The organism is Pseudomonas sp. Con_6, assembly GCF_059379395.1.
Genome location: NZ_CM182011.1, coordinates 703,993 through 725,000, shown reverse-complemented (window position 1 = coordinate 725,000; position 21,008 = coordinate 703,993). Strand labels below are relative to the sequence as shown.

The 21,008-nt window shown below is 63.3% G+C and carries 21 protein-coding genes and 1 pseudogene (1 of these 22 running past the window's edge); 10 read left to right on the top strand and 12 right to left on the bottom strand.

The window, feature by feature from the left end:
• On the bottom strand, positions 1–1,153 hold the 5' portion of the coding sequence (gene tyrS / locus AC5QPF_RS03255; RefSeq protein WP_494962003.1) for a tyrosine--tRNA ligase. It extends 47 nt beyond the left edge of the window; the window shows 1,153 of its 1,200 coding nt (coding positions 1–1,153); it begins with the start codon at positions 1,151–1,153; its stop codon lies beyond the left edge, outside the window.
• A 213-nt stretch (positions 1,154–1,366) separates the two neighbouring features.
• Here tyrS and AC5QPF_RS03250 point away from each other — a divergent pair, with 213 nt between their 5' ends.
• On the top strand, positions 1,367–2,794 hold the full coding sequence (locus AC5QPF_RS03250; protein WP_494962002.1) for a peptidoglycan DD-metalloendopeptidase family protein: 1,428 nt from the start codon (positions 1,367–1,369) through the stop codon (positions 2,792–2,794).
• A 3-nt stretch (positions 2,795–2,797) separates the two neighbouring features.
• Positions 2,798–3,889 carry an anhydro-N-acetylmuramic acid kinase gene (locus tag AC5QPF_RS03245; protein WP_494962001.1) on the top strand — a complete coding sequence of 364 codons (1,092 nt, stop codon included), beginning with the start codon at positions 2,798–2,800 and terminating at the stop codon, positions 3,887–3,889.
• 57 nt (positions 3,890–3,946) lie between these two features.
• Here AC5QPF_RS03245 and erpA read toward each other — a convergent pair whose 3' ends face one another.
• Both erpA and argC read right to left on the bottom strand, forming a co-directional pair.
• Positions 3,947–4,297, bottom strand: coding sequence for an iron-sulfur cluster insertion protein ErpA (erpA, locus tag AC5QPF_RS03240; protein ID WP_330074406.1), 351 nt, complete (start codon positions 4,295–4,297; stop codon positions 3,947–3,949).
• A 142-nt stretch (positions 4,298–4,439) separates the two neighbouring features.
• Positions 4,440–5,474, bottom strand: a complete 1,035-nt coding sequence (gene argC / locus AC5QPF_RS03235) for an N-acetyl-gamma-glutamyl-phosphate reductase (RefSeq protein ID WP_494962000.1) — start codon at positions 5,472–5,474, stop codon at positions 4,440–4,442.
• 142 nt (positions 5,475–5,616) lie between these two features.
• Between argC and hemJ the strand changes: the two genes are divergently transcribed.
• The 6 genes from hemJ to AC5QPF_RS03205 all read left to right on the top strand — a co-directional run bounded on the left by hemJ (position 5,617) and on the right by AC5QPF_RS03205 (position 10,043).
• Positions 5,617–6,039 carry a protoporphyrinogen oxidase HemJ gene (gene hemJ, locus AC5QPF_RS03230; protein ID WP_494964120.1) on the top strand — a complete coding sequence of 141 codons (423 nt, stop codon included), beginning with the start codon at positions 5,617–5,619 and terminating at the stop codon, positions 6,037–6,039.
• Between the two features lie 30 nt (positions 6,040–6,069).
• Positions 6,070–7,026, top strand: a complete 957-nt coding sequence (locus AC5QPF_RS03225; protein ID WP_494961999.1) for a nitronate monooxygenase — start codon at positions 6,070–6,072, stop codon at positions 7,024–7,026.
• 72 nt (positions 7,027–7,098) lie between these two features.
• Complete coding sequence (locus AC5QPF_RS03220) at positions 7,099–7,872, top strand: SDR family NAD(P)-dependent oxidoreductase (RefSeq protein WP_494961998.1); 774 nt, start codon at positions 7,099–7,101, stop codon at positions 7,870–7,872.
• 72 nt (positions 7,873–7,944) lie between these two features.
• Positions 7,945–8,283, top strand: coding sequence for a histidine triad nucleotide-binding protein (locus AC5QPF_RS03215; RefSeq protein WP_009408519.1), 339 nt, complete (start codon positions 7,945–7,947; stop codon positions 8,281–8,283).
• Between the two features lie 65 nt (positions 8,284–8,348).
• Positions 8,349–8,996: a 2-polyprenyl-3-methyl-6-methoxy-1,4-benzoquinone monooxygenase gene (gene coq7, locus AC5QPF_RS03210; RefSeq protein WP_494961997.1), complete on the top strand. Its 648-nt coding sequence runs from the start codon at positions 8,349–8,351 to the stop codon at positions 8,994–8,996.
• 6 nt (positions 8,997–9,002) lie between these two features.
• Positions 9,003–10,043 carry a DUF2157 domain-containing protein gene (locus AC5QPF_RS03205; RefSeq protein ID WP_494961996.1) on the top strand — a complete coding sequence of 347 codons (1,041 nt, stop codon included), beginning with the start codon at positions 9,003–9,005 and terminating at the stop codon, positions 10,041–10,043.
• A 4-nt stretch (positions 10,044–10,047) separates the two neighbouring features.
• Here the strand turns inward: AC5QPF_RS03205 and AC5QPF_RS03200 are convergent, their stop codons facing one another.
• Positions 10,048–10,470, bottom strand: a complete 423-nt coding sequence (locus AC5QPF_RS03200; protein ID WP_494961995.1) for an OsmC family protein — start codon at positions 10,468–10,470, stop codon at positions 10,048–10,050.
• A gap of 191 nt (positions 10,471–10,661) precedes the next feature.
• Here AC5QPF_RS03200 and crp point away from each other — a divergent pair, with 191 nt between their 5' ends.
• Positions 10,662–11,306 (top strand): cAMP-activated global transcriptional regulator CRP, encoded by a 645-nt coding sequence (gene crp, locus AC5QPF_RS03195; RefSeq protein WP_330074398.1) that lies wholly within the window; start codon positions 10,662–10,664, stop codon positions 11,304–11,306.
• Here the strand turns inward: crp and AC5QPF_RS03190 are convergent.
• The 4 genes from AC5QPF_RS03190 to AC5QPF_RS03175 all read right to left on the bottom strand — a co-directional run bounded on the left by AC5QPF_RS03190 (position 11,303) and on the right by AC5QPF_RS03175 (position 14,636).
• Positions 11,303–12,007, bottom strand: coding sequence for a lipoyl protein ligase domain-containing protein (locus AC5QPF_RS03190; RefSeq protein ID WP_494961994.1), 705 nt, complete (start codon positions 12,005–12,007; stop codon positions 11,303–11,305). The genes crp and AC5QPF_RS03190 overlap by 4 nt on opposite strands.
• 146 nt (positions 12,008–12,153) lie before the next feature.
• Positions 12,154–12,987 carry an indole-3-glycerol phosphate synthase TrpC gene (gene trpC, locus AC5QPF_RS03185; RefSeq protein WP_494961993.1) on the bottom strand — a complete coding sequence of 278 codons (834 nt, stop codon included), beginning with the start codon at positions 12,985–12,987 and terminating at the stop codon, positions 12,154–12,156.
• The gene (gene trpD / locus AC5QPF_RS03180; RefSeq protein WP_494961992.1) at positions 12,984–14,033 is read right to left on the bottom strand and encodes an anthranilate phosphoribosyltransferase; all 1,050 of its coding nucleotides are present in this window, start codon (positions 14,031–14,033) and stop codon (positions 12,984–12,986) included. Before trpD ends, trpC begins: the two co-directional genes overlap by 4 nt.
• A gap of 9 nt (positions 14,034–14,042) precedes the next feature.
• Positions 14,043–14,636 (bottom strand): aminodeoxychorismate/anthranilate synthase component II, encoded by a 594-nt coding sequence (locus tag AC5QPF_RS03175; protein ID WP_494961991.1) that lies wholly within the window; start codon positions 14,634–14,636, stop codon positions 14,043–14,045.
• A 365-nt stretch (positions 14,637–15,001) separates the two neighbouring features.
• On the opposite strand from AC5QPF_RS03175, the gene estP reads away from it, so the two are divergent.
• Positions 15,002–16,906: an esterase EstP gene (gene estP, locus AC5QPF_RS03170; RefSeq protein WP_494961990.1), complete on the top strand. Its 1,905-nt coding sequence runs from the start codon at positions 15,002–15,004 to the stop codon at positions 16,904–16,906.
• A gap of 121 nt (positions 16,907–17,027) precedes the next feature.
• Here the strand turns inward: estP and trpE are convergent, their stop codons facing one another.
• From trpE to AC5QPF_RS03150, 4 genes and pseudogenes are all read right to left on the bottom strand, one after another.
• Complete coding sequence (gene trpE / locus AC5QPF_RS03165; RefSeq protein ID WP_494961989.1) at positions 17,028–18,509, bottom strand: anthranilate synthase component I; 1,482 nt, start codon at positions 18,507–18,509, stop codon at positions 17,028–17,030.
• A gap of 72 nt (positions 18,510–18,581) precedes the next feature.
• Positions 18,582–19,398: pseudogene (locus AC5QPF_RS03160) on the bottom strand (phosphoglycolate phosphatase).
• Positions 19,395–20,069 carry a ribulose-phosphate 3-epimerase gene (rpe, locus tag AC5QPF_RS03155; protein WP_494961988.1) on the bottom strand — a complete coding sequence of 225 codons (675 nt, stop codon included), beginning with the start codon at positions 20,067–20,069 and terminating at the stop codon, positions 19,395–19,397. The pseudogene AC5QPF_RS03160 and the gene rpe overlap by 4 nt, the downstream one beginning before the upstream one ends.
• Before the next feature lie 111 nt (positions 20,070–20,180).
• Complete coding sequence (locus tag AC5QPF_RS03150) at positions 20,181–21,008, bottom strand: ABC transporter permease subunit (RefSeq protein ID WP_494961987.1); 828 nt, start codon at positions 21,006–21,008, stop codon at positions 20,181–20,183.

Below are 21,008 nucleotides of genomic sequence, written 5' to 3'. Positions count from 1 at the left end.
GGCAGACATGGGTCTTGCCCAGCGCGAAGACAAAGCCGCGATCAACCACTTCACCGTCGATGCGCACACTGCCGGCCGCCAGCAGGTCACGGGCAGCTGCGGAGTTTTTCACCAGGCCAGCCTTGTTCAGCACGGCAGAGATCGGCATGTCTTCCGCAGCGGTCACTTCAACTTCCGGCAGATCTTCCGGCAGCTCGCCGTCCTTCATGCGGTTACCCGCAGCACGGTGAGCGTTGGCCGCTGCTTCTTCGCCATGGAAGCGAGCAACGATTTCTTCGGCCAGTTTGATCTTGATGTCACGCGGGTTGGCACCTGCTGCAACCTCGGCACGGAAGCCATCAATCTCTTCCATGGTGCGGAAGCTGAGCAGCTCGAAATAGCGCCACATCAAGGTATCAGGGATCGACACCAGCTTGCTGTACATCACGCCAGGCGCTTCTTGGATGCCGACGTAGTTGCCCAGCGACTTGGACATCTTCTTAACGCCGTCAAGACCTTCCAACAGCGGCATGGTCACGATGTTCTGAGCCTCCTGACCATAACCACGCTGCAGCTCGCGCCCCATCAGCAGGTTGAACTTCTGGTCGGTGCCACCCAGCTCGACGTCCGCCTTCAACGCCACCGAGTCATAACCCTGCACCAGCGGATAGAGGAACTCGTGGATGGCGATCGGCTGGTTGCTGGTGTAGCGCTTGTCGAAGTCGTCGCGCTCGAGCATGCGTGCCACGGTGTACTGCGACGCCAGTCGGATAAAGTCGGCCGGGGTCAGCTTGTCCATCCAGGTGGAGTTGAAGGCCACCTCGGTCTTGGCTGGGTCGAGAATCTTGAAAACCTGCTGTTTATAGGTCTCGGCATTGTCCAGCACCTGCTCGCGGGTCAGCGGCGGGCGAGTGGCGCTCTTGCCGCTCGGATCACCGATCATGCCGGTGAAGTCACCGATCAGGAAGATCACCTGGTGACCGAGGTCCTGGAACTGGCGCAGCTTGTTGATCAGCACCGTATGGCCCAGATGCAGGTCAGGTGCGGTAGGGTCGAAACCCGCCTTGATGCGCAGTGGCTGGCCACGCTTTAGTTTCTCGACCAGTTCGGACTCGACCAGTACCTCTTCCGCTCCACGCTTGATCAGCGCTAGCTGCTCTTCAACCGACTTCATAAACAGACCCGCAGGCTCAGATTCTAAAGGGCCCCAACCATACAAGATCAGCCATCAATTACAAGATCATGGGCCGGATGTGACCCACGTAGCACTTGCTGACGTCTGCGCTGCTTGCTTTGGAAGGGATTTGGTTATATTTTATACAGTTATTTCATCTTCATCATGTCATTCATCTTTTCCATTTCACCTTTTTTCAAAGTCAATTCACCCATGACCAACGAACCGACTAAAGCGCCTCCGCTTTATCCGAAGAGTCACCTGTTGGCCGCAAGCGGCATCGCCGCCTTGCTCAGCCTGGCCTTGCTGGTATTCCCATCCAGCGAAGTCGAAGCCAAACGGACTACTCTCAACCTGGAACTGGAAGCCCCGGCCGAGCAACTCAAGGCTCAGCCCGAACAGCCACTGGCCGCCGAAGAAACCAGCGCCTCGCCTTTCGCCCAGATCGACAGCGCCGAAGCCCCTGGCGAAGAGGCCGCCAAGGCCGAACCCGAACCGAAAGCACAAGACGTCGCCGAGGAGACCTCCGCAAAGGAGCCTGGCCACCGTGAAGTGACCGTGGCCCGCGGTGACACCCTGTCGACGCTGTTCGCCAAGCTCGGTCTGCCTGCCAGCGCCGTGCACGAAGTGCTCGCCAGCAACAAGCAGGCGAAGCAGTTCAGCCAGCTCAAGCATGGCCAGGTACTGCAGATCGAACTGGACAAGGATGGCCAACTGGCCAGCCTGCACAGCAAGGTAAGCGATCTCGAAACCATCCGCTTGACCAGGAGTGCCAACGGTTATGCCTTCAACCGCGAGGTGACCAAGCCGGTCACCCGCTCCGCCTACGTGCATGGCGTGATCAAGAGCTCGCTGTCGGCCTCGGCGCAGCGTGCCGGCCTGTCGCACAACATGACCATGGATATGGCCAACATTTTCGGCTACGACATCGACTTCGCCCAGGACATCCGCCAGGGCGACGAATTCGACGTGATCTACGAACAGAAGATGGTCGACGGCAAGGTCGTCGGCACCGGCAACATCCTGTCCGCGCGTTTCACCAACCGCGGCAAGACCTACAGTGCCGTGCGTTACACCAACAAGGCCGGTACCACCAGCTACTACACCGCCGACGGCAACAGCATGCGCAAGGCGTTCATCCGTACCCCGGTAGACTTTGCCCGCATCAGCTCACGCTTCTCCGCCGGCCGCAAGCACCCGATCCTGAACAAGATCCGCGCGCACAAGGGCGTTGACTATGCCGCGCCACGCGGAACGCCGATCAAGGCAGCCGGTGACGGCAAGGTCCTGCTGGCCGGACGTCGCGGTGGCTACGGCAACACCGTGATCATCCAGCACGGCAGCACCTACCAGACCCTTTACGGGCACATGCAGGGCTTCGCCAAAGGCGTGAAGACCGGCAGCAGCGTCAAGCAGGGCCAGGTGATCGGCTATATCGGCACCACCGGCCTGTCCACTGGTCCGCACCTGCACTACGAGTTCCAGGTCAATGGCGTGCACGTCGACCCGCTGGGCCAGAAGCTGCCGATGGCCGACCCGATCGCCAAGGCCGAGCGCCAGCGCTTCATGCAACTGAGCCAACCGCTGATGGCACGTATGGACCAGGAAAAGGCCACCATGCTGGCCATGAACAAGCGCTGACCCATGGCCCTTTACCTGGGAGTGATGTCCGGCACCAGCCTCGACGGGCTGGACATCGCCTTGATCGAACAGGCACCGCGCGTCTCGCTACTCGCCAGCCACTACATCCCCATGCCAGAAGCGCTGCGCCTGGCCATGCTCGGCCTGTGTGCCAGCGGCCCCGACGAGATCGCCCGCGCCGCCCTGGCCGAAGCCGAATGGGTACGTCTAGCGGCACAGGGCATCGCCGACCTTCTCGCCGCGCAGAACCTGCGCCCCGAAGACATCCGCGCCATTGGCAGCCACGGCCAGACCATCCGCCACGAACCCGCCCGCGGCTTCACCGTGCAGATCGGCAACCCTGCCCTGCTCGCGGAGCTGACCGGCATCACCGTGGTCGGCGACTTCCGTCGGCGCGACGTCGCCGCCGGCGGACAGGGCGCACCACTGGTCCCAGCCTTCCACGACGCACTGTTCAATACCCAGGGCGAACGCCTTGCGGTGCTCAACGTCGGCGGTTTCAGCAACCTCAGCCTGATCGAACAGGAAAAGCCGGTCAGCGGTTTCGACTGCGGCCCCGGCAACGTGCTGCTGGATGCCTGGATCAACGAGAAACGGGGCCTCGGCTACGACGCCAACGGCGCTTGGGCCGCCAGCGGCAAGATCCTGCCGGGCCTGCTGGGCAGCCTGCTGAGCGACCCGTTCTTCGCTGGCACCGGCCCCAAGAGCACCGGTCGCGAGCTGTTCAACCTGCCATGGCTACAGCATCACCTGAGCACCCAGCCGGCCTGCGCCGACGAGGATGTCCAGGCGACCCTGCTTGAACTGACCGCCCTGAGCATCGTCGATTCGCTGCAAAAGGCCCAGGACGACACCCAGGTCCTGCTGGTCTGTGGCGGCGGCGCCCACAACGGCGCACTGATGGCCCGGCTGGCCGCCCTGCTGCCCAAGGCCAGGGTCAGCAGCACCGCGCAATTCGGCGTCGATCCGGACTGGGTCGAAGCCATGGCCTTCGCCTGGCTGGCCCATTGCTGCCTGGAAGGCATCGCCGGCAACCGCCCCAGCGTCACCGGTGCCCGCGGCCTGCGTGTGCTCGGCGCCATCTACCCGGCGTAAACATCAGAAAGCAAAACGCCGCGCATGGGCGCGGCGTCAGCAAAAGATCCCGGCGTATCAGATCGAGAACGAGGAACCACACCCGCAGGTGGTGGTGGCGTTCGGGTTCTTGATGACGAAACGCGAACCTTCCAGGCCTTCCTGGTAGTCCACCTCGGCACCGGCCAGGTACTGGAAGCTCATCGGGTCGACCACCAGGGACACGCCCTCGCGCTCGACGATGGTGTCGTCTTCAGCGACATCTTCATCGAAGGTAAAGCCGTACTGGAAGCCGGAGCAGCCACCGCCCGTCACGAAAACCCGCAACTTCAGACGATCATTGCCCTCTTCGTCAACCAGGGTCTTCACCTTGTGCGCGGCGTTGTGCGTGAACTGCAAAGCCGAAGGGGTGAAGGATTCGACGCTCATGCTGAATATCTCCCGGCGTTATGCCGCCATTGCGTGATGGCGCGCATTATCCGCTTCCCCTAGAAAATCGGTCAACTATAGAAGCGGCATCAGGCTACGAGCGAAAGGTATAAGCGTCGCTCGCAACCTGATGTGATAACCGTTACGGCAGCAAGCCAGCGTGGGACAGGCCCAGGCGCTCGTCGAGGCCGAAGAGGATGTTGAGGTTCTGTACCGCCTGGCCGGAAGCGCCCTTCACCAGGTTGTCGATGACCGACAGCACCACTACCAGGTCGCCGCCCTGCGGACGGTGCACGGCGATACGGCAGACGTTGGCGCCCTTCACACTGCGGGTTTCCGGATGGCTGCCGGCAGGCATTACGTCGACGAACGGCTCGTCGGCGTAGCGCTTCTCAAACAGCGCCTGCAGGTCGACCGAGGTATCAGCGACGGTGGCGTACAGGGTCGAGTGGATGCCGCGGATCATCGGGGTCAGGTGCGGCACGAAGGTCAGGCCTACGTCGCCACCGGCCGCACGACGCAGACCCTGGCGAATTTCCGGCAGGTGACGGTGACCTTTCACCGCGTAGGCCTTCATGCTCTCGCCCGCTTCACAGAACAGCGAACCGACGCTGGCACCACGGCCAGCGCCGCTGACGCCCGACTTGCAGTCGGCAATCAGCCGCGAGTTATCGGCGATGCCCGCTTCCAGCAGCGGCAGGAAGCCCAGCTGGGTGGCGGTCGGATAGCAACCCGGCACGGCGATCAGGCGCGCCTGGCGGATCTGCTCGCGGTTGACTTCCGGCAGGCCGTAGACCGCGTCCTTCAGAAGCTCGGGAGCGCCATGCGGCTGGCCGTACCACTTGGCCCATTCGTCGGCGTCCTGCAGGCGGAAGTCGGCGGACAGGTCGATGACCTTGGTCCCGGCCGCCAGCAGTTCGCCAGCCAGGGCATGGGCAACGCCATGCGGAGTGGCGAAGAACACCACGTCGCAGGCGGCCAGGGTCTTGGTGTCCGGCACGCTGAAGGCCAGGCCGTCGTAATGGCCTCGCAGGTTCGGGTACATGTCGGCCACCGCCAGGCCCGCTTCCGAGCGCGAGGTGATGACGGCGACTTCCGCCTGAGGATGCTGTGCCAGCAGACGCAGCAACTCGACACCGGTGTAACCCGTGCCGCCGACGATACCCACCTTGACCATGAATTGCCCCCTATCAACGAACCGACTGGAAAACCAGTGATGATAGGGGGCGCGGATGACGCCCACAACCGTTGAGATGACGGGCGCGGCACCGATTTACTACTATCTGACGACCGTGAATCGCCAAGGAATAAAAAACATGCTGTACCTCTGGATCAAAGCCCTGCACATCGTCAGCATCGTCTGCTGGTTTGCCGGCCTGTTCTACCTGCCGCGCCTGTTCGTCTACCACGCCGCCAGCGAAGACCAGATCAGCCGCGACCGCTTCGTGGTCATGGAGCGCAAGCTGTACCGCTTCATCATGGGCCCGGCGATGATCGCCGCGTTCGTCTTCGGCATCTGGATGCTGATCCTGACCCCCGGATGGCTGAGTCAGGGCTGGCTGCACGCCAAGCTGACCCTGGTGATCCTGCTCACCGGCTACCATCACATGTGCGGTGCCAACGTGAAGCGCTTCGCCCGCGGCGAAAACAACCGCAGCCACACCTATTTCCGCTGGTTCAACGAAGTACCCGTGCTGTTCCTCCTGCTCATCGTAATTCTGGTGGTCGTCAAGCCGTTCTGACAGTAGCCACCTCCAACGCGAGAACCTGCCATGTCATTGCCCGCTCTGCTCGAACAACGCCTGCGCCTGCCCGTGGTGGCGGCACCGATGTTTCTGATCTCGAACCCGCAACTGGTCCTGGCCTGTTGCCGCAATGGCGTGGTGGGCAGTTTTCCCGCGCTGAACCAGCGTGACACCGCCGGTTTCAAGGCCTGGCTGGAGGAAATCGATGCCGGCCTGGCCGACCTGGAGAATCCCGCGCCCTACGCGGTGAACCTGATCGTCCACCAGAGTAATCCGCGCCTGCAGGCCGACCTGGCAGTGTGCATCGAGCACAAGGTGCCGGTGATCATCACCAGCCTTGGCGCGGTCAAGGAAGTGGTGGACGCCGTGCACAGCTACGGCGGCCTGGTGTTTCACGATGTCACCACCCGCCGCCATGCGGAAAAGGCCGCCCAGGCCGGGGTCGACGGTCTGATCGCCGTCGCCGCCGGTGCCGGCGGGCATGCCGGGACCTGGAGCCCGTTCGCCCTGGTCAGCGAGATCCGCCAATTCTTCGACAAGACCCTGCTTCTCGCCGGCTGCCTCAACCGTGGCCACGAGATCCTCGCCGCCCAACTGATGGGCGCCGACCTGGCCTACCTTGGCACGCACTTCATCGCCAGTCAGGAAAGCCAGGCCTCGGCGGAATACAAGGCCATGCTGCTGGAAGCCCGGGCCGCCGATATCGTCCACACCCCAGTAGTGTCCGGCGTTCCCGCAAGTTTCATGCGCCAGAGCCTGGAAAAGGCCGGTTACGACCTGGCCAACCTGGCGAAAGGCGGAGAAATCCAGCTCAAGCCGATCCACGAGGAAGCCAAGGCCTGGAAAACCGTATGGTCCGCAGGTCAGGGCGTGGGCGATATCGACGCGCAACTGCCGGTGGATCAGCTGATCGCCCGCCTCGACAACGAGTACCGCCACGCGCTGCAGAAAGCGAATCGTTTGGCCACGCAATGGCCGCGTTGACGGGGCAGCCTTTGTCCCGCACTCGCTGTAGACTACTCGCCCTTTCGAACGCCCCCGCCCCTGGAGAACTGCATGACCCGTTACGCCATGATCACCGGTGCCTCCAGCGGTCTGGGCCTGGCACTGGCCGAAGCATTGGCGCGGCGGGGGCGCAACCTGATCCTGGTGGCGCGCCAGCGCGAAATGCTCGAGCCCGTGGCCATCGAGCTGACCCAACGTTTCGGCGTGGAGGTTCTGTTCCGCGCCTGCGACCTCGGCGAGCCGCTGCGCCTGTCCGGTTTCCTGCTGGAACTGGAGGAAGGCGAGCGGCAGATCGACCTGCTGGTGAACTGTGCCGGGATTCGCTCCTACGGACATTTCCTCGCCCAGGAATGGGCTGACGAGCAGGACCTGATCGAGGTCAACATCCTTGCCCTCACCCGCCTCTGCCATGCCCTGGGCAATGCCATGGCCGTGCAGGGCGGCGGGCAGATCCTCAATGTCGCCTCGCTGGCCGCCTTCGCCCCGGGGCCGTGGATGAGCAGCTATGCCGCGAGCAAGGCCTACGTGCTGCATTTCTCCGAAAGCTTGCGGGAAGAACTGCGCCAGACCGGCATCAAGGTTTCGGTGCTCTGCCCCGGCCCGGTGCGCTCGCCGAACCGGCGCATCCCGCGGCTGGACAACAGCAAGCGCTGCCTGAGCCCTGAAGAAGTGGCGCTGTACACGGTGCGCGCGCTGGACCGCAACCAGGCGATCATCATCCCCGGCCGGCGCAACCGCTGGCTGGCCCGCGCCCCGCACCTGCTGGGCCGCTGGCTCAGCCGCAAGCTGGCCGGCGTGATCAACAAGGCCTACTGCCCGCGCTGAAGCGAATCGCCACTGGGCGGCGGCGCGCCGGCTGAGTACACTCGGGCCCGACCACCACCATGGAGAAGCGTTGTGGAAACTATCTTCACCAAGATCATCAACCGGGAAATCCCGGCGAAGATCATCTACGAGGACGACCAGGTCCTGGCGTTCCACGATATCGCCCCGCAGGCGCCGGTACACTTCCTGGTCATCCCGAAGAAGCCGATCCGCACCCTCAACGACCTCACCGAGGAAGACAAGGGCCTGGCCGGGCATATCCTGTTCACCGCCCAGCGCCTGGCCAAGGAACTGGGTTGCGAGGACGGCTTCCGCGTCGTGATGAACTGCAACGAGCTGGGCGGCCAGACCGTCTACCACATCCATATGCACGTCCTCGGCCAGCGCCAGATGCACTGGCCGCCGGGCTGATCCAGCGCAAGCCCTGTCACGGGGATTGAGTTAGACTGTCGGGCACATTCTTGCGGAGGTGCCCGATGGCTACCGAACGTCACTACTCGCCGCTCGACCGCTTGTTGCTGCAGGCCGACACCGCCATGCGCACCTTGCTGCCCTTCAGCGGCCAGCCCACCCGTCCTTCTCCTGCGATCATCCAGCCCGAAGCCGAGCTCGACGATAAGCAGACCCGCCATATCGCCGGCCTCATGCGCATCAACCACACCGGTGAAGTCTGTGCCCAGGCGCTCTATCAGGGCCAGGCCCTGACCGCCAAGCTGCCAGAAGTGCGCAAGGCGATGGAGCAGGCCGCCGACGAGGAAATCGACCATCTGGTCTGGTGCGAACAACGCATTCGCCAGCTGGGCAGTTCCCCCAGCGTGCTCAACCCGCTGTTCTACGGCATGTCCTTTGGCATCGGCGCGGTCGCCGGCCTGATCAGCGACAAGGTCAGCCTGGGTTTCGTCGCCGCTACCGAGCACCAGGTGTGCAAGCACCTGGACGAACACCTGGAGCAGATCCCTCCGGAAGACGAGAAGTCCCGGGCGATCCTCGAACAGATGCGCATCGACGAGGAACACCACGCCGACATGGCCCTGGACGCCGGCGGCTTCCGCTTCCCGGCCCCGGTCAAGTTCGGCATGAGCCTGATGGCCAAGGTCATGACCAAAAGCACCTACCGCATCTGAGCCGTCATGGCCGAGCACTTCGAAGCGAAAGATCTGGCCCGCGCGGTTGATGCGGGCCTGTTGAGCGCCGAACAGGAACAGACGCTACTGCGCTTCCTGCGCCAGCAACCGCAGCAACAGCCCGCTTTCCAGCTGGCCCATGTGGCCTTCTACCTTGGCGCTCTGCTGATCATGGGTGCCATGGGCTGGCTGCTCAGCGAAGCCTGGATGCGCGTCGGCGATGGCGCCCTGCTCGGCGTCGCCCTTCTCTACATCACTCTGCTGACTGGCGCCGGCCTGGCCATGCAACGCCGTGGCCAGATGATTCCCGGCGGCGTACTGGCTGCAGTGGCAGTGAGCATCGTACCGCTAGCGGTATTCGCGATCGAACGCCTGACGGGCTTCTGGCCGCTGGATGATGTCCAGAGCGACTATCACAACTACTACCGCTATGTGCAGGGCGGCTGGCTGCTGATGGAAGTGGCCACGGTGTGCGCCGGCTTGCTGGTGCTCCGCCTGATCCCCTTCCCCTTCATCGTCATGCCGATCGCTGTGGCCCTGTGGTTCATGTCCATGGACCTGAGCGAATGGTTCTATGGAGAGGTGTTCACTTGGGAACAACGGCAAAACGTCTCGCTCTGGTTCGGTCTCGGCTTGCTGCTGGTGTTCGTGCTGATCGACGGCCGCACTCGCAGGGACTACGCGTTCTGGGGCTACCTGGCTGGATTGCTGGCGTTCTGGGGCGGACTGACCTCGATGAACAGTGACAGCGAGGTGGGCAAGGCGCTGTACTGCCTGATCAACGTGGGCTTGATGCTGCTCGCGGTGCTGTTGCGCCGGCCGATGTTCATGGTCTTCGGCGCCTTGGGGGTGGCCGCCTACCTCGGTTACCTGTCGTACGAAGTGTTCACCGAGTCGTTGCTGTTTCCGCTGGTGCTAAGCCTGATCGGCGTGGCGGTGATCGGTCTCGGCCTGCTCTACCAGAAGCACCGCGAACGGCTCAGCGAGAAACTGCGCGCCGCATTGCCGGCCAGTCTGTTGGAATGGCTGCCGGCGCTACGGCGCTGAAGGCTTAGCCGAGTTCGATAATCTCGTAACTGTGGGTGATATCCACACCTGCACGGCCGAGCATGATCGACGCCGAGCAGTACTTCTCCGCGGACAGTTCGACCGCACGCTTGACCTGGGCGTCCTTCAGGCCGCGGCCCTTGACCACGAAACGCAGATGGATCTTGGTGAATACCTTGGGATCCTCGTCGGCACGCTCAGCCTCGAGGAAGGCTTCGCAGCTTTCCACGGCCTGGCGGGATTTCTTCAGGATGCTGACCACATCGAAATTGCTGCAGCCACCCAGGCCCAGCAGCAGCATTTCCATCGGCCGCACGCCCAGGTTGCGCCCGCCGGCATCGGGCGGACCGTCCATTACCACGACATGGCCGCTGCCCGATTCGCCCAGAAACATGGCCTCACCGGCCCACTGGATACGCGCCTTCATAACCCGCTCTCCGCATCTCGAAAAAATGGCTGCCAGCTTAGTCCCTACGGGCAAAAGCGAAAAGGCTTAAGCGTTCGAGTAAATATGCCGATACAGGGGCTGTGTCTGATAAACTGACGCCAAATTGATGGCGTTTTGCACCCATCCCAAAACTATAAATACTCACGGACCGCGTATTTCGGGGCTTAACCATGGTTGCCGCAACACTTTCAGCCAAGATCAAGAACGTCGACAAGCTGCTCGCGCATTGCCAGCGCCGCCGCTTCCCGGCCAAAAGCAACATCCTCAGTGCCGGCGACACGGCCGAAACCCTGTCGTTCATCGTCAAGGGTTCGGTGACTATCCTGATCGAGGGCGACGATGGTCGGGAGATGATCATCGCCTACCTCAACAGCGGCGATTTCTTCGGCGAACTCGGCCTTTTTGAACCAGCGGGCAAGGAACAGCAGCGCAGTGCCTGGGTGCGGGCCAAGACCGAATGTGAAGTGGCGGAAATCAGCTACGAGAAATTTCGCGAACTGGCACGCCAGGACCAGGACATTCTCTATGCCCTGGGCAGCCAGATGGCCCAGCGCCTGCGCAACACTACGCGCAAGGTCGGCGACCTGGCGTTCTTCGACGTGACCGGCCGGGTCGCCCGCTGCCTGCTGGAGCTGTGCAAGCAGCCCGACGCCATGACTCACCCGGACGGTATGCAGATCAAGATCACTCGCCAGGAAATCGGGCGTATCGTCGGCTGTTCGCGGGAGATGGTCGGTCGCGTTCTCAAGGACCTCGAAGAACGCAACCTGGTGGACGTGAAGGGCAAGACCATGGTGGTCTACGGCACCCGCTAGTCCTGCGCAATGGCTGCGATGGTCTGGGCGTAGGCCTGGGCCAGTCGCACCAGCAGCGGTGCCTCCGGCACTACCTCGTGCAGGGCGATATGACTGTCAGCCAGACAGCGCTGCTCCAGCTCGCAGCACTCATTGAAGCGGTTGACCGCCGCAACCATCGACTCGCGTTCGTTATCCAACAGCAGCGCCCCATGTACCAGCACCACCGGACGCCTGCCTTCGCGGCCCTGGCGCCAGCGCTGAGCTGTGCCGACCAGCTTGCGGCCATTGAGATTGACGTTGTAACGCCCGTCGCAGAACGCCCCCTCGATCTCGCCTACGGAGGCCATTCCTCCCCACTCCCGCAGCACTTCGCACAGCGGCAGGCACAGGCGCTCGTAGGCACTCTCGATCCGGTTCTGATCGCCCTCGCTGCGCGGTGCCACGTAGACCAGGGCAATATTGATCACCGCCGGCGACTGAGGCACCGGCTCACCACCGGTTTCCCGTAGCAGTACCGGCCAGCCCGCGATCGCCAGCTCGCCACAGGCGGCCTCGAATCCTTCCAGCCGGCTCATACGCCGCGGCATCACCAACGCCCGGTCGGTCGGACGCCAGAACAACAGGCCGTGATCGCGTTCGCCCTTGCACACCGCCGCCAGCAGATCCTGCTCGGCATGCAGCCCGGCTTCGACGGTGACGGCAACAGGTTGTTCGCTCATGGGGTTATTTCCTTTTACCTTGTGCTGTTGCTGATGGCCTCATCGCGGGCAACGCCCGCTCCCACAAGGTTCAGCGGTGTACACGAAACCATAGCCCGGCCTTAAGCCTGAAATGAAAAAGCCGGCAAACGCCGGCTTCGAATCGATCAGTCCAGCCCGTTCAGGCCTTGCACCACCCGCCCGGGAAAGAACAGACGCTGCAGTTCCACCCCAGGATGCTCGGCGCGCATGAACGCCTCGCCGACCAGGAAGGAATAGACCTCGTTGATTTCCATCAGCTCGACATCAGCACGGTTGAGGATCCCGCTCTCGGTAATGGCCAGGCGATCGCGAGGAATGCGCGGCAGCAGATCGAGGGTAGTTTCCAGGCTGACTTCGAAGGTGTGCAGATTGCGGTTGTTGACTCCGACCAGCGGCGTATCGAGGGTCTTCAGCGCACGCTCCAGCTCGTCGCCGTCATGCACTTCTACCAGCACGTCGAGGCCGACGCCCTTGGCGGTGGCCGCCAGCTCGGCCATCTTCACGTCGTCCAGGGCGGAAACGATCAGCAGCACGCAGTCGGCGCCCAGGGCACGGGCCTCAACGATCTGGTACGGATCGATCATGAAGTCCTTGCGGATCACTGGCAGCTTCACCGCCGCGCGGGCCTGTTGCAGGTAGGCATCCGCTCCCTGGAAGTAATCGACGTCAGTCAGCACCGACAGGCAGGTCGCCCCACCCTTTTCGTAGCTGACGGCGATTTCCGCCGGTACGAAGTTCTCGCGGATCACGCCCTTGCTCGGCGAAGCCTTCTTGATTTCGGCAATCACCGCCGGTTGCTTGCGCTTGGCCTGCTCGATCAACGCATTGGCAAAGCCACGCGGCGCATCGGCGGCAGCGGCCAGGCGCTCCAGTTCAGCGAGGCTCACCCGGGCGCTGCGCTCGGCGACTTCCTCGACCTTGCGAGCGAGGATCTTTTCCAGAACCGTCGGGACACTCATCCTTCATTCTCCAGTTTGAATACCGCGGTAAAGGCGCCCAGTTCTTCCATCTTTTCCCGAGCGAGACCGGTGTGCAGTGCGTCATGGGCCAGCTCGACACCTTGCTTGAGGGTCATTGCCAGATCCGCAGCATAGAGCGCGGCGCCCGCATTGAGGACGATCATCTCGGCAGCCTTCTGGCCGTTTTCGGTCTTGCGCCGGCCGATAGCGTCGCGGATCAGCGCCAGCGACTCTTCCGGGCCGTTGACCGCCAGGCCGTGCAGGCTCTGGCTCTTCATGCCGAGATCTTCCGGTTCGACCCAGTATTCGGTGATCGCGCCATTCTTCAGTTCGGCAACGAAAGTCGGCGCAGCGAGACTGAACTCGTCCAGACCATCCTTCGAATGCACCACCAGCACGTGCTTGCTACCGAGGCGTTGCAATACTTCCGCCAGCGGGCGGCACAGGGCCTGGGTGAACACGCCAACGACCTGGTGCTTTACACCAGCCGGATTCGTAAGCGGGCCGAGCATGTTGAACAGGGTCCGCAGACCCAGGTCGCGGCGCGGGCCGGCGGCGTGTTTCATGGCACGGTGGTGGGTCTGGGCGAACATGAAGCCGATGCCCACGCTGTCGATGCAGCGGGCAACCTGGACCGGCGTCAGGTTCAGGTAGATGCCGGCGGCTTCCAGCAGGTCGGCACTGCCACTCTTGCCGGATACTGCGCGGTTGCCATGCTTGGCCACGGTGCAGCCAGCCGCCGCGACGACGAAGGCCGAACCGGTGGAAACGTTGAAGATGTTGGCGCCGTCGCCGCCGGTGCCGACGATGTCGACCACGCCGTCGAGGGTCTCCAGTTCGACCTTGTCCGCCAGCTCACGCATGACAGACACCGCACCGGTGATCTCGTCGATGCTCTCGCTCTTCATGCGCATGCCCATCAGGAAGGCGCCGATCTGCGCCTCCGTGCACTGGCCGGTCATGATCTCGCGCATCACATCGCGCATTTCCTCGGTGGACAGGTCCAGGTGGCCGACGATGCGGCCCAGGGCAGTCTTGATATCCATGCTCAGTCCTTAACGGCGGCCGCCGGTCTGCTTGAGGAAGTTGGCGAACAGCGCGTGACCCTGCTCGGTGAGGATCGACTCAGGGTGGAACTGTACACCTTCGATGTTCAGGGTCTTGTGACGCAGGCCCATGATTTCGTCGACGGAGCCGTCTTCGAGGGCGGTCCAGGCGGTCATTTCCAGGCAGTCCGGCAGGGTTTCGCGCTTGACCACCAGCGAGTGGTAGCGGGTCACGGTCAGCGGATTGTTGAGGCCGGCGAACACACCCTTGTCTTCATGGACAACCGGGCTGGTCTTGCCGTGCATCACCTGGCGGGCACGCACGACGTCGCCGCCGAAGGCCTGGCCGATGGACTGGTGGCCCAGGCACACACCCAGGATCGGCAGCTTGCCGGCAAAGTGATGGATGGCAGCGATGGACACGCCGGCCTCGGTCGGGGTGCACGGGCCCGGGGAGACGACGATGCGCTCCGGCTGCAGGGCTTCGATCTGTTCGATGGTCAGTTCGTCGTTGCGAATGACCTTGACCTCTGCACCCAGCTCGCCGAAGTACTGGACGACGTTGTAGGTGAAGGAATCGTAGTTGTCGATCATCAGTAACATCTGGGCTCAACCTCTTGAATACTGACTTTGAATGGTCGCCTTCCCGACTGCTGACATGCAGTTCCGCCTCCGCCAGTCGTTTCGAACTGTTGCAGAGGTATGTGGAAACGTTTCAGAAAGGCAAAAAACAACGGGCCGGTAAACCGGCAGGAGATAAAGTCAGGCGCGCCAACGCCAACGGGCGTGGGCCTTGATAACGCGCATCAAGAGTTTGCTGACGATCAACACGGGGTAGGTCTCGTTCATACGTTTCGGCACAGTAGCTTACGGAAACAATGCGCGCAATATCGGCAGGCCATGAAGCGAAGGATTTGCTACCGTCATCCGGCGCAATGCCAGAAAACAACGACAAAAGGACCCTTGCGATGAGAAAAAGCCGTTATCTGCGTCAATCCGCCGCCTGCTTGCTGGCCGTTGCCTGCTCCAGCGCCATGGCAGCCCCCTCGCCCTACTCCACCATGATCGTGTTCGGCGACAGCCTCGCCGACGCCGGCCAGTTCCCCGACCCCACCAGGCCCGGCTCCAGTCAGCGTTATACCAACCGCAATGCTGACGGCACCTTCGCCCCCGTTTCGTCGATGATTCTCGGCGGCTACCTGGGCGTTCCTGCGGACCAGTTGAATGCATCCACTTCGGCGGTGAATGCCGCGCTCGGGATCCCCGACGGCAACAACTGGGCGACCGGGGGTTACCGTACCGATCAGATCCTGGAGTCCATCGTCGGTGAATCCGTGGTGACAATCCCGCAAGGCAATCCCGGAGCCGGCACCGTGCTGCGCCAACGTCCGGGCTACCTGGCTGGCGGGCGCCTGGCCGATCCGAATGCGCTGTATTACCTCACCGGTGGTGGCAACGATTTCCTTCAGGGGTTGATCACTTCACCTGCTGCTGCCGCCACGTCGGCCACCGAACTGGCCGCCAGCGCCCAAGCGCTGCAAAAGGCAGGCGCGCGCTACATCATGGTCTGGCTACTGCCTGATCTCGGGCTGACTCCGGCGCTCAACGGTACGCCCCTGCAAACGACCTTCTCGCAACTCGGTGCCGTGTTCAACCAGACTCTGGTCACTCAGTTGGCGCAGATCGATGCCGAAATCATCCCGCTGAACATCCCTCTGCTGTTCAGTGAAGCCCTGGCCGCCCCCGCACAGTTCGGCTTGGCCGCCGACCAGAACCTGCTGCAGACCTGCTACAGCGGCAACGGCTGCACGCAGAACCCGGTGTATGGCGCCAGCGGCACCAACCCCGATCCGACCAAGCTGCTGTTCAACGACTCGGTGCACCCGACCATCGCCGGCCAGAAGATGATCGCCGACTACGGTTACTCGATTCTCTCCGCCCCCTGGGAGCTGACCCTCCTGCCGGAAATGGCCTACGGCACCCTGAACGCCCACCAGAGCGAGCTGCGCAACCAGTGGCAGGCCGACTGGCAAGCCGTCGGGCAATGGCAAACGATCGTCGCTGCCAGCGGCCAGAAACTGGACCTCGACAGCCAGAGCAGCTCGGCCAGCGCCGACGGGCACGGCTACAGCCTTACCGTGGGTGGCAGCTATCGCCTCGACGAAAACTGGCGTGTCGGCATCGCCGGCGGCTTCTACCGGCAGAAGCTGGAGGCCGGCGCGCAGGACTCCGACTACCGTCTGAACAGCTACCTCGCCACCGTCTTCGCCCAGTTCAACCATGACCGCTGGTGGGCCGATGCGGCGCTGACTGGCGGAAAACTGGACTACGACGACCTGAAGCGCACCTTCGCCCTCGGGCCGAACGATCGCAGCGAGAAAGGCGACACCGACGGCGACCTGTTCGCCGCGTCCGCCCGCCTCGGCTTCGATCTGGCAGAACCGGGCAGCCCGTGGCATCTGTCGCCATTCGTCAGCGCCGACTACGCGCGGATCAGGGTGGATGGCTACAACGAGCAAGGCTCACGCGCCACAGCGCTGACCTTCGAAGACCAGAAGCGTGATTCGCGCCGGCTGGGCCTGGGTCTGCAGGGGAAATTCCAGGTGACCCCGGAGACGCTGGCGTTTGGCGAGGTAGCCAAGGAGCATGAGTTTGAGGATGACCGGCAGGACCTGACCATGCACCTCAACAGCCTGCCGGGGAATGAGTTCACCCTGACCGGGTATACGCCGCACAGCAGCCTGACGCGGGTGAGTGTCGGGGTGAGCCAGAAGCTGGCTCCGGGAGTAGCGTTGCGTGGGAGCTACAACCGGGTGACCAGTGACGAATTGACCCAGCAGGGAGTCAATTTGGCGTTGAGCCTGGACTTTTGACCTGAAGAGGCCATGTTGTTGCTGATGGCCTCATCGCTGGCAAGCCAGCTCCCACAGGTACCGCGCTGCTCCAAAGGACAGTAGAGAACCTTGTGGGCTTGCCAGCGATTGGGGCCGACTTTTACTTGCGGGGAGTCTGCTCAGCCAGCGCCACCGCACGGAACATCGCCCGACGCTTGTTGATGGTCTCTTCCCACTCCAGCGCCGGCACCGAGTCGGCGACGATGCCGCCCCCCGCCTGCACATGCAGTTCGCCATCCTTGATCACCGCAGTACGAATCGCGATCGCGGTGTCCATGTTGCCGTTCCAGGCGAAGTAACCCACCGCGCCACCGTAGACACCACGCTTGACCGGCTCCAGCTCGTCGATGATTTCCATCGCACGGATCTTCGGCGCGCCCGACAGGGTGCCCGCCGGCAGGATCGCCCGCAGCGCATCCATCGCGGTCAGGCCGCTCTTCAACTGGCCAGTGACGTTGGAAACGATGTGCATCACGTTGGAATAACGCTCGATCACCATCTTCTCGGTCAGCTTCACCGAGCCCACTTCCGACACCCGACCGGTGTCGTTGCGGCCCAGGTCGATCAGCATCAGGTGCTCGGCGATCTCTTTCTCGTCCGAGAGCAGGTCTTCTTCCAGCGCCCGGTCAGCTTCCTCGGTGGCACCACGCGGGCGAGTACCGGCGATCGGCCTTACGGTGACCAGGTTGTCCTCGACCCGCACCAGCACTTCCGGCGAACTGCCCACCACGTGGAAATCGCCGAAGTTGAAGAAGTACATGTACGGCGTCGGGTTGAAGCAGCGCAGGGCGCGGTACAGGTCGATCGGCGCAGCGCCGAAGTCGATGGACATGCGCTGCGACGGCACCACCTGCATGCAGTCGCCGGCGAGGATGTATTCCTTGATGGTGTCCACCGCGCGTTCGTAGTCCGCCTGGGTGAAGCTGGAGCGGAAGGCCGGCTCGGCAGCCTGCGGGCCGCTGAAGTCGAGGCCGCGGCGCGGGGTGATCGGTTGGCGCAGTTGCTCCAGCAGTTCCTGCAGACGCGCCTGGCCCTGTTCGTAGGCGTTTTCCTGGGACGGATCGGCAAGGACGATGGCGTGCATCTTGCCGGCCAGGTTGTCGAACACCACCACGGCATCCGAGACCATCAGCAGGATGTCCGGCACGCCCAGCGGATCCGGGTTCGGGCACTTGCCCAGGCGCTTCTCGACGTAACGCACGCAGTCGTAGCCGAAGTAACCGACCAGACCACCGTTGAAGCGCGGCAGACCGGCAATGGTCGGCACCTTGTAGCGGTCCTTGAAGGTCTCGACGAAGGCCAGCGGATCCTCCACGTCGTGACGCTCGGTCTCGGCGCCATCGACGGTGATGCGCACCTGGTACTCATGCACCCGCAGCACTGTGCGGCATGGCAGGCCAATGATCGAGTAGCGCCCCCACTTCTCGCCGCCCTGCACCGATTCGAGCAGGTAGGAGTTGGGTTGGTCGGCCAGTTTCAGATAGATAGACAGCGGCGTGTCGAAGTCGGCCAGGGTTTCGCAGGCCAGGGGAATGCGGTTGTAGCCTTCAGCGGCCAGGCGCAGGAATTCTTCGCGGGTCATGATTGCCTCGTGGCGGTAGGGCAAGAAAAGACAAATGGCAAACGTGCCGGATCGGAGCCGGCCTGGAGGAAGTCAGGCGCGCCAACGCCAACGGGCCAGGGCCTTGATGACTTTCATCCAGAGTTTGCCAGGTGCTACCACGATGGAATCTCTACCGGGTGGGGAGTTGAAGGGCTCAACGTTAGCTCAGTGGCTGCACCGAAGCAACCGGGAGCAAGGCGCGCAGGTCGTCGATCACCAGCGCCGGGGATTCCTCGCTGATCGGTCGGCCATGGTTGTAGCCGTAGGTCAGGCCGACGCACTTGACGCCCGCGGCTTTCGCCGCCTGCACGTCGCTGCGCGAGTCGCCGACGAACAGCGCCTCGTCCGCCGCGACGCCGGCCAGGTGCATCACATGCAGCAGCGCAGCCGGGTCCGGCTTCTTCTGCGGCAGGGTGTCACCGCCGATGACCCAGCGGAAGTACAGGCCGATCTGCATCTGGTCCAGCAGCGGACCGACGAAGCGCTCCGGCTTGTTGGTGATCAGGGCCATTTCCACGCCTTCGACCTGGAGCCAGCGCAAGGTGTCGCGCACGCCTGGGTAGATCACCGTGCGGTCATGGCTCTCGCCATAGGCACGCATGAAGATTTCCAGGCCGTAGTCGGCTTCATGATCGTTGACGGCCGAGTGATCGAGGCCACCGGCCAGGGCCCGGCGCACCAGCACCGGAGCACCGTTGCCGACCCATTGGCGCACGGCGGCGACACCGGCCGGGGCGCGACCCATTTCGAGCAGCATGCGGTCCACGGCCGCCGCCAGGTCCGGAACCGAATCGATCAGGGTCCCGTCCAGGTCGAACATCACCAGCTTCGGCAGGCTCTGCGGGAACAGCTGCTCGAAGCCGCTCATGGGCGGGCCAGGGCCAGTTCGGCGCGCATCTGGTCGATGACGGCCTTGTAGTCCGGCGCGTTGAAGATTGCCGAACCAGCGACGAAGGTGTCGGCGCCAGCTGCAGCGATCTCGCGGATGTTCTTCACGTTGACGCCACCGTCGATTTCCAGGCGGATATCACGGCCGCTGGCGTCGATCAGGGCGCGGGCTTCGCGCAGCTTGTCGAGGGTGCCGGGGATGAACTTCTGCCCGCCGAAGCCCGGGTTGACGCTCATCAGCAGGACCATGTCGACCTTGTCCATCACGTACTTCAGCGCGTCCAGGCTGGTGGCCGGGTTGAACACCAGGCCGGCCTTGCAGCCGCCGTCGCGGATCAGTTGCAGGGAGCGGTCGATGTGCTGCGAGGCTTCCGGGTGGAAGGTGATGTAGGTGGCGCCGGCCTCGATGAAGTCGCCGATGATGCGGTCGACCGGACTGACCATCAGGTGCACGTCGATCGGCGCGGTGACGCCGTACTTGCGCAGGGCCGAGCAGACCATCGGGCCGATGGTCAGGTTTGGCACGTAGTGGTTGTCCATGACATCGAAGTGGACGATATCGGCGCCGGCGGCCAGCACGTTATCGACATCCTGGCCCAGACGGGCGAAGTCGGCGGAAAGGATCGAGGGGGCAATAGCGAAGGGCTGCATGGCGCACCTTTGGGCAAATTCACGGTGGCGCGCATTGTACATCAGGGATCGCAAGAGCGGCGCGAACCCTGCGGGAGCTGGCTTGCCAGCTCCCGCAGGGGCCAGTCAAGCTCAAGAAGGCTGCTGGGTCCGCAGTTTCTCGCTGCGCCCGCGCAGCCACTCCAGGGTCAGCAGCAGGATCACCGAGAAGGCGATCAGCAGCGTGGCCGCGGCCGCGATGGTCGGGCTCAGGTTCTCGCGGATGCCGCTGAACATCTGCCGTGGCAGGGTCGCCTGCTCGGGACCGGCCAGGAACAGGGTCACCACCACTTCATCGAACGAGGTGGCGAAGGCGAACAACGCCCCCGAGATCACCCCAGGCGCGATCAACGGCAGGGTCACCCGGCGGAACGTGGTGATCGGCGAGGCCCCCAGACTGGCCGCAGCACGTACCAGGTTGTGGTTGAAGCCCTGCAACGTCGCCGACACGGTGATGATGACGAATGGCACGCCCAGCACCGCATGCACCAGGATCAGCGACAGGAAGCTGTTGCCCAGGCCCAGCGGGGCGAAGAACAGGTAGCTGGCGACACCGATGATCACCACCGGCACCACCATCGGCGAAATCACCAGGGCCATGATCAGTGACTTGCCGGGGAAGTCCCCGCGGGTCAGGCCGATCGAGGCCAGGGTGCCGAAGACCATGGCCAGCACCGTGGCCGCCGGGGCGACGATGATGCTGTTCTTCAGCGCACGCATCCATTCATCGGAGGCGAAGAAGTTGTGGTACCACTGCAACGAGAAGCCCTGCAACGGGTAGACCAGGAAGCTGCCGCTGTTGAACGACAGCGGGATGATCACCAGCACCGGCAACACCAGGAACAGCAGGATCAGCCCGCAGAGAATGCGCAAGCTGTAGAACCACACCCGTTCGACGGGCGACATGTACGGACTCAGCAT

What these genes read in the sequence shown, in the direction of transcription:
- AC5QPF_RS03175 (WP_494961991.1), bottom strand. Translation starts at nt 14,636, where the DNA reads ATGTTACTGATGATCGACAACTACGATTCCTTCACCTACAACGTCGTC.
- trpD (WP_494961992.1), bottom strand. Translation starts at nt 14,033, where the DNA reads ATGGATATCAAGACTGCCCTGGGCCGCATCGTCGGCCACCTGGACCTG.
- erpA (WP_330074406.1), bottom strand. Translation starts at nt 4,297, where the DNA reads ATGAGCGTCGAATCCTTCACCCCTTCGGCTTTGCAGTTCACGCACAAC.
- AC5QPF_RS03225 (WP_494961999.1), top strand. Translation starts at nt 6,070, where the DNA reads ATGTCATTGCCCGCTCTGCTCGAACAACGCCTGCGCCTGCCCGTGGTG.
- trpE (WP_494961989.1), bottom strand. Translation starts at nt 18,509, where the DNA reads ATGACCCGCGAAGAATTCCTGCGCCTGGCCGCTGAAGGCTACAACCGC.
- trpC (WP_494961993.1), bottom strand. Translation starts at nt 12,987, where the DNA reads ATGAGTGTCCCGACGGTTCTGGAAAAGATCCTCGCTCGCAAGGTCGAG.
- AC5QPF_RS03220 (WP_494961998.1), top strand. Translation starts at nt 7,099, where the DNA reads ATGACCCGTTACGCCATGATCACCGGTGCCTCCAGCGGTCTGGGCCTG.
- AC5QPF_RS03205 (WP_494961996.1), top strand. Translation starts at nt 9,003, where the DNA reads ATGGCCGAGCACTTCGAAGCGAAAGATCTGGCCCGCGCGGTTGATGCG.
- rpe (WP_494961988.1), bottom strand. Translation starts at nt 20,069, where the DNA reads ATGCAGCCCTTCGCTATTGCCCCCTCGATCCTTTCCGCCGACTTCGCC.
- coq7 (WP_494961997.1), top strand. Translation starts at nt 8,349, where the DNA reads ATGGCTACCGAACGTCACTACTCGCCGCTCGACCGCTTGTTGCTGCAG.
- AC5QPF_RS03245 (WP_494962001.1), top strand. Translation starts at nt 2,798, where the DNA reads ATGGCCCTTTACCTGGGAGTGATGTCCGGCACCAGCCTCGACGGGCTG.
- AC5QPF_RS03190 (WP_494961994.1), bottom strand. Translation starts at nt 12,007, where the DNA reads ATGAGCGAACAACCTGTTGCCGTCACCGTCGAAGCCGGGCTGCATGCC.
- AC5QPF_RS03150 (WP_494961987.1), bottom strand. Translation starts at nt 21,008, where the DNA reads ATGCTGAGTCCGTACATGTCGCCCGTCGAACGGGTGTGGTTCTACAGC.
- crp (WP_330074398.1), top strand. Translation starts at nt 10,662, where the DNA reads ATGGTTGCCGCAACACTTTCAGCCAAGATCAAGAACGTCGACAAGCTG.
- estP (WP_494961990.1), top strand. Translation starts at nt 15,002, where the DNA reads ATGAGAAAAAGCCGTTATCTGCGTCAATCCGCCGCCTGCTTGCTGGCC.
- argC (WP_494962000.1), bottom strand. Translation starts at nt 5,474, where the DNA reads ATGGTCAAGGTGGGTATCGTCGGCGGCACGGGTTACACCGGTGTCGAG.
- AC5QPF_RS03250 (WP_494962002.1), top strand. Translation starts at nt 1,367, where the DNA reads ATGACCAACGAACCGACTAAAGCGCCTCCGCTTTATCCGAAGAGTCAC.
- AC5QPF_RS03200 (WP_494961995.1), bottom strand. Translation starts at nt 10,470, where the DNA reads ATGAAGGCGCGTATCCAGTGGGCCGGTGAGGCCATGTTTCTGGGCGAA.